9 protein-coding genes are annotated in these 13014 nt (G+C 72.1%); 3 read left to right on the top strand and 6 right to left on the bottom strand.

Annotation, left to right across the window (positions count from 1 at the left end; translation table 11 throughout):
• Positions 1-43: 43 nt before the first annotated feature.
• A complete protein-coding gene (locus tag CW359_RS03920) occupies positions 44-409 on the bottom strand; it encodes an MGMT family protein (RefSeq protein WP_198655077.1) in 366 nt (121 codons plus the stop codon).
• A gap of 185 nt (positions 410-594) precedes the next feature.
• Between CW359_RS03920 and CW359_RS03915 the strand changes: the two genes are divergently transcribed.
• The 3 genes from CW359_RS03915 (at position 595) to CW359_RS03905 (ending at position 6622) form a co-directional block, all read left to right on the top strand.
• Positions 595-3333, top strand: a complete 2739-nt coding sequence (locus CW359_RS03915) for a lysylphosphatidylglycerol synthase transmembrane domain-containing protein (RefSeq protein WP_105968315.1) — start codon at positions 595-597, stop codon at positions 3331-3333.
• 78 nt (positions 3334-3411) lie between these two features.
• Entirely contained in the window at positions 3412-4962 is a 1551-nt protein-coding gene (locus CW359_RS03910; RefSeq protein ID WP_105968314.1) for an alpha/beta hydrolase, read from the top strand.
• Positions 4963-5077: 115 nt separating this feature from the next.
• Positions 5078-6622: an alpha/beta hydrolase gene (locus CW359_RS03905; RefSeq protein WP_105968313.1), complete on the top strand. Its 1545-nt coding sequence runs from the start codon at positions 5078-5080 to the stop codon at positions 6620-6622.
• Positions 6623-6702: 80 nt separating this feature from the next.
• On the opposite strand, the gene moeZ is transcribed toward CW359_RS03905, so the two are convergent.
• From moeZ to CW359_RS03880, 5 genes are all read right to left on the bottom strand, one after another.
• Positions 6703-7881 carry an adenylyltransferase/sulfurtransferase MoeZ gene (gene moeZ, locus CW359_RS03900; protein WP_105968312.1) on the bottom strand — a complete coding sequence of 393 codons (1179 nt, stop codon included), beginning with the start codon at positions 7879-7881 and terminating at the stop codon, positions 6703-6705.
• A gap of 63 nt (positions 7882-7944) precedes the next feature.
• Positions 7945-8694, bottom strand: a complete 750-nt coding sequence (locus tag CW359_RS03895; protein WP_105968311.1) for a spherulation-specific family 4 protein — start codon at positions 8692-8694, stop codon at positions 7945-7947.
• A complete protein-coding gene (locus tag CW359_RS03890) occupies positions 8682-9641 on the bottom strand; it encodes an NAD-dependent epimerase/dehydratase family protein (protein WP_105968310.1) in 960 nt (319 codons plus the stop codon). The genes CW359_RS03895 and CW359_RS03890 overlap by 13 nt, the downstream gene beginning before the upstream one ends.
• A 144-nt stretch (positions 9642-9785) precedes the next feature.
• Positions 9786-11135: a hypothetical protein gene (locus CW359_RS03885; RefSeq protein WP_105968309.1), complete on the bottom strand. Its 1350-nt coding sequence runs from the start codon at positions 11133-11135 to the stop codon at positions 9786-9788.
• Positions 11132-12856: a DUF3492 domain-containing protein gene (locus CW359_RS03880; RefSeq protein ID WP_105968346.1), complete on the bottom strand. Its 1725-nt coding sequence runs from the start codon at positions 12854-12856 to the stop codon at positions 11132-11134. Before CW359_RS03880 ends, CW359_RS03885 begins: the two co-directional genes overlap by 4 nt.
• Positions 12857-13014: the final 158 nt, after the last annotated feature.

Below are 13014 nucleotides of genomic sequence, written 5' to 3'. Positions count from 1 at the left end.
CGGGCCACAGGTTCCCCTGTCGCCCGCCCGATGGCGGAAGCTGTCAGGTGTGACCCTCCGCCCGCTCGCCGCCGTCCCACCGCGCGCGTCTCATGTCGACGCGCGGCAGGTGCCCCTCGGCGGCCCTGCTCGCCTCCTTCAGGGGCGTGCCCTCCGCGCGGTAGTGGGCGAGGGCCTCCAGCTCGTGGCCCGGCAGCAGGACGCCGTCCGCGCGGACGACCCGCCACCAGGGAACGGCCCCTCCATAGAGGGCCATCACCCGCCCGACCTGGCGCGGTCCGCCCTCCTCCAGCCACTCGGCCACGTCGCCGTACGTCATGACACGCCCGGGCGGGATCAGTTCCGCGGCCTCCAGGGCCCGCTCGGCGTAGTCCGGCAGGGCGTCCGCCGGAAGGCTCTCGTCACTCATCCGACCCATCCTGCCCCACCCCACCGACAACGTGACGAGGCGGCGACCGTGGGTATTCCTCGCCCCGGGGCGGCGCTTGCGGCAGACTGTGCGCCCCCGCACCACACCCTGATGCCCCTGCGTGTCAGTGGGGCATGCCACCATCGTGCGGGCGGTGACCGGTGATACGAGACCAAGAAGAGACCATGAAGCAGCAGGGCGTGCACCCCGAAGACGCGGAGGGCACCTCTGAGGTCTCGTCGCGCCCCGGTGCCGACGGCACCGGCCCCGAGGCCGAGCGGGATCCGGCCGGCCCGCCCGCCGACTGCGCCGACGACGACGCCCACGTCGAAGAGGTCGAGGGCGACGAACCGCTGCTCCCCGCGCGCGTGCACCGCCCCTCCGATCTCATGCGGCTCCTGGCGGGCGTCATCGCGGTCGTCATCCTGCTCGCCATCGCCGCGTTCGCGCACGGCACCACCTCAGGGCTCGAACAGGACATCAACAAGGGCACCGGCCAGGCACCCGACCTGCTGATCAAGATCGCGGGTCTGGCGTCGAGCATCGCGATCCTCCTGGTGCCGGTCGCCTTCGCGATCGAGCGGCTGATCAAGCGGGACGGACTGCGGATCGCCGACGGCGTCCTGGCGGCGGTCCTCGCGCACGGAGTGACCCTCGCCACCGACCTGTGGGTCGCCAAGGCCGCCCCGGACTCCATCCAGGAGGCGCTCACCCAGCCCTCCCCCAGCGACATCCAAGCCCTCACCGACCCGGTGCACGGCTATCTCGCGCCGGTCATCGCCTACATGACGGCCGTCGGCATGTCCCGGCGTCCGCGCTGGCGTGCCGTGCTGTGGGTGGTGCTGCTGCTCGACGCCTTCTCGATGCTGGTCACCGGCTACACCACACCTTTCTCGATCATCCTGACGGTGCTGATCGGCTGGTCGGTGGCGTACGGGACGCTGTACGCGGTCGGCTCGCCGAACGTGCGCCCCACCGGCCGCAACCTGATGGCGGGCCTGCGGCACGTCGGCTTCCGCCCGGTGAGCGCGGCCCGTGAGGAGGTGCCGGAGGCGACGGACAGCGGTGACCGGGGCCGGCGCTACTTCGTCACCCTGGAGGACGGTCCACCGCTGGACGTCACCGTGGTCGACCGCGAGCAGCAGGCGCAGGGCTTCTTCTACCGCATGTGGCGCAACATCACGCTGCGCGGCCTGGCCACCCGCAGCAGCCTGCAGTCACTGCGCCAGGCCCTGGAGCAGGAGGCGCTCCTCGCGTACGCGGCCATCGCCGCCGGTGCCAACGCGCCCAAGCTGATCGCGACCTCGGAGCTGGGCCCGGACGCCGTGATGCTCGTCTACGAGCACACCGGAGGCCGCACGCTCGACTCGCTGGACGACGAGGAGATCACCGACGACCTGCTGCGCAACACCTGGCACCAGGTGAGGGCCCTGCAGTCACGGCGCATCGCACACCGCAGACTCGTCGGCGAGGCGATTCTGGTGGATCGTTCCGGCAAGGTGATCCTGACGGACCTCCGGGTCGGCGAGATCGCGGCCGGGGACCTGCTGCTGCGCATGGACATCGCCCAGCTGGTGTCGACACTGGGCCTGCGCGTGGGCGCGGAACGCGCGGTGGCGTCGGCGGTCGGCGTGCTGGGCCCGGACGCGGTGGCGAACTGCCTCCCGATGCTCCAGCCGATCGCGCTGTCCCGCTCCACGCGCGCGACACTGCGCAAACTCGCCCGCGAGCGGGCCCAGCGACAGCGTGAGGCGGTCCTGGAGGCGTCCCAGCAGGCCAAGCAGGCCCGTCTGGAGGCGGCCCACGCCGACACCGGGCCCGTCGTCGTGCTGGAGAAGCCCGGCAAGAAGGCCGTACGGGCGGAGCAGCGGGCCGAGAAGCGGGCCATCGACGAGGCTCTGGAGGACGCCCGCGAGGAGGATCTGCTCACCCAGATCCGCCACCAGGTGCTGCTGATCAGACCCCAGGCGCCGGTCGAACCGGCCCGTCTGGAGCGGGTGAGACCGCGCACGCTGATCAGCTTCATCGCCGGTGCGTTCGGCGCGTACTTCCTGCTCTCCCAGCTCACCCACATCGAGTTCGCCACCCTGTTCGACAACGCCGAGTGGGGCTGGGTCATCGCTGCCGTGCTGTTCTCGGCGCTGAGTTACTTCGCCGCCGCGATGAGTCTGCTCGGCTTCGTGCCCGAGCGGGTGCCGTTCATGCGCACGGTGGCCGCGCAGGTCGCCGGGTCCTTCGTGAAGATCGTGGCGCCCGCGGCGGTGGGCGGCGTGGCCCTGAACACGCGCTTCCTGCAGCGCGCGGGGGTGCGTCCTGGGCTCGCAGTGGCCAGTGTCGGCGCGTCGCAGCTGTTCGGGCTCGGCTGCCACATCCTGATGCTGCTGTCGTTCGGTTATCTGACCGGCACCGAGAAGACGCCGTCGCTGTCGCCGTCCCGGACGGTCATCGCGGGTCTGCTGACCGTCGCGGTGCTCGTCCTTGTGGTGACCTCGGTGCCGTTCCTGCGGAAATTCGTCGTCACGCGCGTGCGGTCGCTTTTCGCCGGTGTCGTCCCGCGCATGCTGGACGTGCTCCAGCGGCCCCAGAAGCTGGTCACCGGCATCGGCGGCATGCTGCTGCTGACCGCGTGCTTCGTGATGTGCCTGGACGCGTCGATCCGCGCGTTCGGCGACGAGTCGACCTCGCTCAGCCTCGCCAGCGTCGCCGTCGTCTTCCTCGCCGGCAACGCGCTGGGGTCCGCGGCGCCGACCCCCGGCGGTGTGGGCGCGGTCGAGGCGACCCTGACGGTCGGTCTGATCGCCGTCGGCCTCCCCAAGGAGGTCGCCGCCCCCGCGGTGCTGCTCTACCGGCTGCTGACCCTGTGGATCCCGGTGCTGCCGGGCTGGCTGTTCTTCAACCACCTGACACGCAAGGGCTCCCTCTAGGGAGTACGTCCCCGCGCGCGGTACCTCGTACGGCTCGCGCCCCGAGCGCCCCGCCGGGTACGACCGCAGGATGGGGGCATGCCCAACCCCTCCCGGCCGCGTGCCGCTGCCCTGACGGTCGCCGCCCTTCTGCTGTCGTCCCTGATGGCGGGGTGCAGCGACGACTCCGGCTCCGCGGACGAGGATCTGTCGGCCCAGAAGCCGAGTTGGGAGGACTGCCCCGCGCCGTCCGAGTCGGAGGGCGGCGGCGATGCCCCGTCCCCGCTGCCGGGCGGCGACACCTGGCAGTGCGCGACCATGAAGGCGCCGCTGGACTGGGCCGAGCCGAAGGGCGACACGATCGAGCTGGCGCTGATCCGCGCGCGGGCGAGCGGCGCCGCGAACAAGCGCATCGGGTCCCTGATCTTCAACTTCGGCGGGCCCGGAGGCTCGGGAGTGAGCACGCTCCCCGCGTTCGGCAACGAGTACGCGACCCTGCGCACCCGCTACGACCTGGTGAGCTTCGACCCGCGCGGGGTGGGCCGCAGCGCCGGTGTGCGCTGCGAGGACAACGAACAGCTCGACGTCTACTTCCAGCAGGACGCGACGCCCGACAGCGCGGCCGAACGCTCCGAACTGCTCGACAACACCCGGAGGTTCAACGCGGCCTGCGAGAAGCACTCCAAGAAGGTGCTCCCGCATGTGCGCACCACCGACGCGGCCCGCGACATGGAACTGATGCGCCAGGTCCTCGGCGACGACAGGCTGTACTACTTCGGCATCTCGTACGGCACCGAACTCGGCGGCGTCTACGCACACCTGTTCCCCAAGAAGGTGGGCCGGGCCGTCTTCGACGCGGTGGTCGACCCGACCCAGACCCCCGAACAGGGCTCGCTCGGGCAGGCCAAGGGCTTCCAGCTCGCACTCGACAACTTCGCCGAGGACTGCACGTCGAAGACCGAGGACTGCCCGCTAGGCGACACCGCCCAGGACGTCGAGGACCGGATCGCCAAGCTCCTCAAGGATCTGGACGCCAAGCCGATCCCGGGGCTCTTTCCCCGCGAGCTGACCCAGAGCGCGGCGGCCAACGGCATCGCACAGGCCCTGTACTCCGAGGAGTTCTGGCCCTACCTCACCGACGGCCTTGAACAGGCGTACGAAGGTGACGGCACGACCCTCATGCTGCTGTCCGACTCGATGAACGGACGTAACCGCAACGGCGAGTACAGCAACATCGCGGCGGCGAACATCGCCATCAACTGCTCCGACGGGAAGCCGCGTTACACCGTCGCGGATGTCGAGGCGAGGCTGCCCGAGTTCCGCGCCGCCTCTCCCCTGTTCGGCGACTTCATGGCCTGGTCCATGGTCAGCTGCACCGACTGGGCCGTGCCGGGCGCCGCCGACCACCCCGACGTCGGCGCGACCGGTTCGGCGCCGATCCTCGTCGTCGGCAACACCGGCGACCCGGCCACGCCGTACGAAGGGGCGCGGAAAATGGTGGGGGCACTGGGTGAGGGCGTGGGCGTCGAGCTGACGTACAAGGGGCAGGGGCACGGCGCGTACCGCAGCGGGAACCGTTGTGTGCTCACGGCGGTGCACGGCTATCTGCTGAACGGGAAGGTACCGGCGGCAGGAACCGTCTGCTCCTAGAAAAGTGCAGGTCAGAAGGTTATCCACAGGCTGATACGGCCTCGGCGTGATCCGCCTACTATGGCCGGACCGCCACCCGCAGATCCGAGCGGGCGGCACGCAGGGGGGAGTACAGATGTCTCGTTTCGTACGGTGGACGGCCGCGACCGCCGCCGCGCTGCTGGTCGCCGGCTGCAGCGGCGGCTCGTCGGGCGGCGGTGACGACAAGGGCGCCGCCACCCCGTCCTCGTCGGCCACGTCCTCGTCCCGGGCCTCGCCCGGACTGCCCGCCTCGCTGACCTCGCAGAAGCTCGACTGGGGCCGCTGCAAGGGCACGGCGGACTCCCCCACTCCGGGCAGCGACTGGCAGTGCGCGACGCTCAAGGCACCGCTGGACTACGCGAAACCGGAAGGCGAGACCATCGACCTGGCGCTCATCCGCGCCAAGTCCACCGGGGGCGACCGGATCGGGTCCCTGCTGTTCAACTTCGGTGGACCGGGCCAGTCGGGCCTCTCCGTGATGCCCTCGTACGCAGGCACGGTCTCCGCGCTCCGCGAGCGCTACGACCTGGTGAGCTGGGACCCGCGCGGGGTCGGCGCCAGCGAGGGCGTGCGCTGCCGCAGCGACAAGGAGATCCAGGCCGCCGAGTCGGTGGACCCGACGCCGGACGACGCGGCCGAGGAGACGGCGTACTTCAAGGACGCCGCCGACTTCGGCAAGGGCTGCGAGAAGGCCGCCGGAAGCCTCATCGCGCATGTCTCGACGACCGACTCCGCCCGCGACATGGACCTGATGCGCCAGGTCCTCGGCGACACGAAGACGCACTACTTCGGCATCTCGTACGGCACCGAACTCGGCGGTGTGTACGCCCACTTGTTCCCGAAGAACGTGGGGCGCCTCATCCTCGACGCCGTGGTCGACCCGGCCGCCGACATGGTGGGACACGCGAAGAACCAGGCCAGGGGCTTCCAGCGCGCCCTCGACAACTACCTGAAGTCGACCGGCCAGGACCCGGAGGAAGGGTCGCGGAAGATCACGGCCCTGCTCCAGGGGATCGACGCCGAGCCGCTGTCCACCTCCTCCGGGCGGAAGCTGACCCAGGGCCTGGCCGTCACCGGCGTCATCGTCCCGCTGTACAGCGAGCAGAGCTGGCCGGCGCTGACCAGCGCCCTCGAAGCGGCCGAACAGGGCGACGGAACGGACCTGCTGGCGCTCGCCGACGCCTACAACGACCGTGACGCCTCGGGCCACTACGGCACGACGACCCATGCCCAACGGGTCATATCGTGCTCGGACGACAAGCAGCGGCCGACCGCCGCGCAGGCCAAGGCGCGACTGCCCGAGTTCCGGAAGATCTCGCCCGTGTTCGGGGACTTCATGGGCTGGGACACGGCCGGCTGGTGTCACGACTGGCCGGTGACCGGTCGGTACGACACCCCGGAGGTCAGCGCGCCCGGCGCGGCGCCCGTCCTGGTGGTCGGCAACACCGGGGACCCGGCGACGCCGTACGAGGGCGCGCGCAAGATGGCGGACGAGCTGGGCAAGGGCGTCGGCGTGATGCTGACCTGGAAGGGCGAGGGGCACGGGGCGTACGGCAATGGGAGCGACTGTGTCGACTCCGCGGTGAACACGTATCTGCTGGACGGGACGGCACCGAAGGACGGCAAGGTCTGTTCATGACGGCGGCGGGGGCCCCGGGCACCTGTGGTGCGCGAGACCCCCGCCGGCCGAACAGGACGTACAGGAGGGTGATGTGCTGGTCAGTAGACCGGCTTGTGCGGCTCGATCTGGTTGACCCAGCCGATCACTCCGCCACCGACGTGGACCGCGTCCGCGAAACCGGCGGACTTCAGGACCGCGAGGACCTCCGCGCTGCGGACACCCGTCTTGCAGTGCAGGACGATCTTCTTGTCCTGCGGGAGGGATGCCAGGGCGGTGCCCATGAGGAACTCGTTCTTCGGGATCAGCTTGGCGCCGGGGATCGAGACGATCTCGTACTCGTTGATCTCGCGGACGTCGATGATCTCGATGTTCTCGCCGTCGTCGATCCACTCCTTGAGCTGCTTGGGAGTGATCGTCGAGCCGGCCGCCGCCTCCTGGGCCTCCTCGGACACCACGCCGCAGAAGGCCTCGTAGTCGATGAGTTCGGTGACGGTCGGGTTCTCGCCGCAGACCGCGCAGTCGGGGTCCTTGCGGACCTTGACCTGGCGGTACTGCATCTCCAGGGCGTCGTAGATCATCAGGCGGCCGACGAGGGGCTCGCCGATGCCCGCGAGGAGCTTGATGGCCTCGTTGACCTGGATGGAGCCGATGGACGCGCACAGCACGCCCAGGACGCCGCCCTCGGCGCAGGAGGGGACCATGCCCGGCGGCGGGGGCTCGGGGTAGAGGCAGCGGTAGCAGGGGCCGTGCTCGGACCAGAAGACGGAGGCCTGGCCGTCGAAGCGGTAGATCGAGCCCCAGACGTACGGCTTGTTCAGCAGTACGGCCGCGTCGTTGACCAGGTAGCGGGTCGCGAAGTTGTCCGTGCCGTCGACGATCAGGTCGTACTGGCTGAAGATCTCCTTCACGTTCTCGGCTTCGAGCCGCTCCTCGTGAAGGACGACGTTGACGTACGGGTTGATGCCCAGCACCGAGTCACGGGCGGACTGGGCCTTGGAGCGGCCGATGTCCGCCTGGCTGTGGATGATCTGGCGCTGCAGGTTCGACTCGTCGACCTCGTCGAACTCCACGATGCCGAGCGTGCCCACGCCCGCCGCGGCCAGGTACATCAGCGCCGGCGAGCCCAGGCCGCCGGCGCCCACACAGAGCACCTTGGCGTTCTTCAGCCGCTTCTGCCCGTCCATCCCGACATCCGGGATGATCAGGTGGCGGGAGTACCTGCGGACCTCGTCTACGGTGAGCTCGCCAGCGGGCTCGACCAGGGGTGGCAGCGACACGGGGACTCCGTTGGTCGGTCAATCACTACAGTTGTTCTCCCCGTAACACTGCCACGCCCTTCTTCATTCCGAGACACCCGTTCCGAGGCGCGAGACGATGTCGTCCCAGTAGCCGGGCATGGTCTCCCACGGGTCGGTGCGGCCACCGCGGTCCGTGCGGTCGGTGAAGTAGATCGTGGCGGCGCCCTGCCAGCGGGCGACGCGCAGCGCCTCTTCGAGATGACCGTGCGGCAGTCCGTGCACGAAGTGGCAGAACCGCTCGGGCGGATGCTCCGCGGTCCACTCGGCCACCTGCGACCAGCGGTAGTCGCTCCAGTGGCCCGAGAAGGTGACGAGTTGGTCGCCGTGGTCCAGGTAGTCCGGGTGCGGGTGGGTGCCGTGGCCAAGGACGAGGTGCGTGCCGTCGTCCGCCGCGCGGAGCATGTCGGTCGTGCGGGCGAGCGCTGGGAGGGCGGTGCGGTCGGTCGGGCAGCGGTCCAGGAGGAAGCCGTCGGCCTTGTACCAGTCGCGGTAGCGCCGCGCCTCGGCGGCGAGTTCCCCGTGCGTGCGGGCCCCGTGGGCCGTGTCGAGGTGGCCGAGGACGCGGACGCCCGCGTTGCGCAGCCGGCCCGCGGCCTCCAGACAGTGCGGGTCGGGGCGGCTGCCCGGGCCGTCGGCGACATTGAGGACGACCCAGTGCAGGGGCGTGCCCGGGCGGGTGAGCCCGCCCCACTCGGCCGGGGCGAGCAGGGGGTGCGCGAAGCCCGGGACGCCGAAGCCGGTACGGACACCGGTGCTCGCGGTGCCCGCCCGGGCGCTGGTCAGATGCGGCACGCCGCCTCCATCCAGATGTCGGCGAGGGACTCCTCCAGATTGATCCGGGGGCGCCAGCCGAGCCGGTCGCGGGCGGTGCGGACATCGGCCTGCTGCCAGCTGCCGCAGCCGTCCGGGTACGGGTACGCGACCGGGCCCGCGTGGTCCGGGTCGGGGCGGGGGTGGCCGATGGTCGCCCGCAAGGGGCCGGGCGGGCCGTCGAGTTCGTGCAGCGCGCCGCCGTATCCGGCGACGCGGGCGAGGACAGAGGCGGCGTCGCGCAGCCGCACGGCGCGCCCTGAACCGATGTTGATGACGCCCTGCGCGGCCGAGAGAGAGGCGGCGTGGACGGCACGGGCCACGTCCCGTACGTCGATGAAGTCGCGCTGCGCGCCGAGGCCGCCGAGCTTCAGCTCGCCGTCGCCCGACTGCATCGCCCGGCGCATCGCCTCGGCGAGACGGCCGAGCGGGGAGCCGGCGGGGGTGCCGGGCCCGGCGGGTGAGAAGACCCGCAGGACGACGGCGTCGAGGCCGGAGCCGAGCACCAGTTCGGTGGCGGCGAGCTTGCTGACGCCGTACGGGCCGCCGGGGCGGGGCACCGCGTCCTCGGCCGTGGAGGAACCGGGCTGGCTGGGGCCGTACTCGGCGCCGCAGCCGAGCTGGACCAGCCGGGCACCGCAGCCGCTGCGCCGCAGGGCCTCGCAGACGGTGGCGACGGCGACGGTGTTGTGGCGGGTGAGTTCGCGGGCACCGCCGCGGGTGGCGCCCGCGCAGTTGACGACGACTCCGGGGTGGACGGCGTCCAGGAAGCGGGTGAGTGCTCCGGGGCTGCCGGACGCGAGGTCGAAACGGACGTCGGCGTCGTCGCCTCGGCCGAGGGCGGTGAGCTGCACGGCCGGGTCGGCGAGCAGTCGGTCGGCGACGAAGCGGCCGAGATAGCCGTTGGCTCCGATCAGCAGAACCCTCATCGGACGACTCCCTCGGCGGAATCTCCGGCTCCGGGTCGGGAGGTGATCATCGGTGTGCTCCTTCTGGGGTTGCGGGTGCGTTCGTGATGGGGGGTCGTGCGGTGCTGCGGGATCGGTCACCTGCCGTGGTCGTGGAGCGGGGCGTCATCCGGGCTCACCCGGCGTCGCGTGCGCCGACGCCCTGGTCAGCGTGCGGGTCGCGTGCAGCAGGAGGAGCAGGGCGGCCCCTCCGCAGGCCACCGCCGAGACGGCCGCCGGACCCCAGGCGGCCACGACCGTGTCCACGGGGACGGCCAAGAAGGCGCAGCCGGGGAGGCGGGACGCGAAGGCGGTGGCCAGGGCGGCTGCCTCCGTGGCCGCTGCCGCGCCAAGGAGTACCGCCGGGGCGTGGGTGAAGCCGTGGGCCGTGAGAAGGCGGGCCAGGAGGAGGAGGGCGCCCAGGGTGACGGTCGTGGTGTAGGCGGCCGGTTCGTGCAGGACCGTGCCGCAGGCGGCCACGAGGGCCGTCAGGGTGCACAGGAACAGGGCGAAGGTGCCCAGGAGGAGGGGTTTCACGGCCGCGGTGAAGTCCGCGAGGCCTCGGCTGGCGGTCAGTTTGCGCCGGGCCCGGCCCGTGAACAGGTGGGCGCACCAGGCCGCCGGCGCGCAGGCCAGGGTGAGGGCCAGCACGGGGGCGGTGGACAGGTCGCGGGCGGCGGTGGTGATGCTGTCGAGGCCGCCCGTCAGCCCGAGGGTGAGCAGGCCGTCGCCGAGGAGGGCGTACGCGAGGAGCCAGTAGGTCCACGCGCGCGTGGTGGTCGGGGTGTGGCTCGCGTAGCTGCCGGGGGGCGCCGGGTGGGACCTGGGGCTCAGTGGTCCCCGGCCGAGGGCGGCGCGTACGGCCAGCGTGACGGCCAGGGCGCCCAGGGTCGCCACGGCGAGCCGGACGCGCCCCTGGGTGAGGTTCAGGCCCGTCACCGTCGCCGCGCACAGGGCGCCCGGCAGCAGCGAGAGCAGGACCCAGTCGGCCCGTACGCCGGACGCGGTCGGCGGGGCGGGGCGCGGTGCCGTTTCGGTGTCCCGGGAGACGCGGGCGTACATCTCCTCGGCCAGGGAGAAGACGTCCCGGTGGCGGAAGCGGGCGGCCGTCCGGTCGGTGACGCCGTAGGCCTCCAGTCCCGCGGCGATCTCCAGCGGGTCCACCGCTCGCTCGCACAGCTCGCGGTGCCGGTGCATGAGGGCCTTCACGGGGTCCGCGGTGCCCCGGCGCGCGGTACGGGTGGTGGTGGGAGCGGCCGACCGGGCCCGCGTCGGCGTGTCGCGTACCTCCGCTGACGCTGCCGCCGACGCCGTCGTCTCCGCTGCCCCGGCCGCCCTTGCCGTCCCCTCTGCCTCCTCCGTCCTTTCCGTCTCCTCCGTCTCCACGGCTCCCATGAGCCAGTCCTCCGCGTTCTCGTCCCAGGCGCCGGGGCTGTCCGGTGTCCCGGGGCGGTCCAGTGATCCCAGCTCGCTCATCGCGCGCCCTCCCCGGCCGGTACGGGGGTCGCCTGTACCGGTGCGGATGCGCGTCCTGTCGCCCAGCTGGGCCCGCCCCGGGCCACCACGCCTATGCCGCCCCGCGTCCAGCGGCCGGCGACGTGGGCCTCCGCGGGGACGGCGAACGGGAGCGGTTCCCCGGTGCCGTCGAGGACCACCTTGTCGACGGGGCTGCGCGAGACGACCTCCAGGTAAATGCCGTGAAATGCCGCGATGTTCTGCTCGACGGTGAACAGTTCGAGGGCACGGGCGCGTGCGGCGGCGCCAAGGCGCTCACGGCGCTCCGGGTCCTGCAGCAGCGCCACGCACGCCTCCGCGAGCGCCTTCGGGTTGCGCGGCGGCACCACGAGCCCCGTACCGCCGACGATCTCGACCACCGCGCCCACGTCGGTCGACACGGTCGCCCGGCCGCAGAACATGGCCTCGACGAGGCTGATCGGGAAGCCCTCGACCACGCTGGACAGGACGACGATCCCGCCCGCCGCGTAGGCCTCCGCGAGCGTCGGTGCGTCCGGGCCGCCGATCTCCTCGAACGACACCGGGTTGTCGCCGACGGCGTGGATGCCCTCGGCCTCGTCGGGGAAGAGCTGCGCGGCCAGCGCCCGGCAGTGGCCGAGGTACGCCTCGCTCTCGGCTCCCGTGGCCGCGCCGATGACGCGCAGCCGGGTCTTCGGCTGCTCCTTGCGGATCTCCGCGAAGGCGTGCAGCAGGGACACCAGGTCCTTGGCGGGCTCGATCCGGCCGACCCAGATCAGCGTGTCGGGATCCGCGGTCCCCGGCGACTCGCCCACCTCCGCGAAGTGGGACGCGTCCATGCCGGGGTACACGGTCCGCAGCTTCTCCCGGTCGGCCCCGCATCTCTCCTGCCAGCGGCGGGTGTGCGTGTTGCCGTGGGTGACGAGCGTGGCCCGCCGGTAGACCTCCGAGGCGAGCCCGCCGTGGAAGGCCGCGAGCAGGGCACGTACGGCCGGGGCGCTGTCGTCGGCGCCCGAGGCGAGGTAGTGCGCCCGCAGCGGGACCCCGTACTCGGTGACCAGCAGGGGGACGCCGGAGAAGTGGCGGGCGAGCAGTCCGGGGAGCGCCGCCGGGCCACCGGCCGCCGCGTGGCACAGGTCGACCGAGCCGAGGCCGTCGTCCTCGTACCAGTCGAGCGAGAGGGGGCGCAGGGCGCGTTCCAGTTGTGCGGCGACGGTGAGCAGCTCCGGGACGCGCGCCTCGCGCGCCGCTCCCAGCGCGCCCGGCGCACGGCAGGCGCGCTCCAGGGCGCTCACGGCGGCTTCCGAGCGGAGCGCGCCGACCAGCCCGCCCTCGTCGCGGGCGAGTTCGGCGAGGCCGTACAGCGCGTTGCCGAAACGGTCCGCCTCAGTGGTGGACGCGTCCGGTCCGTCCGGCGCGTTCCCCGTGTCGGGCCCGGTACACAGCGCTGCCGCCAACTCGCCGAAGCACTCGGCGAACCGGCGGCGCGCGCGGCGGCCGTATGCCACCCCGTCGTCCTCGGCCGTCCAGAGCGGAGCGGTCCGGACCCGGCTGACCTGCGGCGGCAGCTCGATCCAGCCCTCGTCCTCCTGCCGCTCGCTGCGGCTGAGCGCGTATATGTCGAACTCATGGCCACCGAGTCCGCGTACGAGCCGGTCGCACCAGAGTCTGGCGTCACCGCTCACATACGGATAGCCACCCTCCGTCAGCAGTCCGATGCGCACGAGCACACCCCCGATCTCCCGTATGGGGAGCCGCCGTTGACCCGGCGGCTCGCAGCGGGACGAACGTATGCGGACAAGGCGGTGGTGGGGGGGGGGGGGGGGGGGGGCGCCCCCCCAAACCGTGGAGGGGCGGGAGTATAGCGCCCCGGAGCCGGTGA

This window comes from Streptomyces geranii, from assembly GCF_002954775.1.
In the GTDB taxonomy this organism is placed as follows: domain Bacteria; phylum Actinomycetota; class Actinomycetes; order Streptomycetales; family Streptomycetaceae; genus Streptomyces; species Streptomyces geranii.
Note: the sequence above shows the minus strand (reverse complement) of the source record. Positions and strands in the feature narration are given on the sequence as shown.

Bases quoted from the DNA above. Each gene is read 5' to 3' on its own strand.
- CW359_RS03920 (WP_198655077.1), bottom strand. From the start codon at position 409: ATGAGTGACGAGAGCCTTCCGGCGGACGCCCTGCCGGACTACGCCGAG.
- CW359_RS03915 (WP_105968315.1), top strand. From the start codon at position 595: ATGAAGCAGCAGGGCGTGCACCCCGAAGACGCGGAGGGCACCTCTGAG.
- CW359_RS03910 (WP_105968314.1), top strand. From the start codon at position 3,412: ATGCCCAACCCCTCCCGGCCGCGTGCCGCTGCCCTGACGGTCGCCGCC.
- CW359_RS03905 (WP_105968313.1), top strand. From the start codon at position 5,078: ATGTCTCGTTTCGTACGGTGGACGGCCGCGACCGCCGCCGCGCTGCTG.
- CW359_RS03890 (WP_105968310.1), bottom strand. From the start codon at position 9,641: ATGAGGGTTCTGCTGATCGGAGCCAACGGCTATCTCGGCCGCTTCGTC.
- CW359_RS03885 (WP_105968309.1), bottom strand. From the start codon at position 11,135: ATGAGCGAGCTGGGATCACTGGACCGCCCCGGGACACCGGACAGCCCC.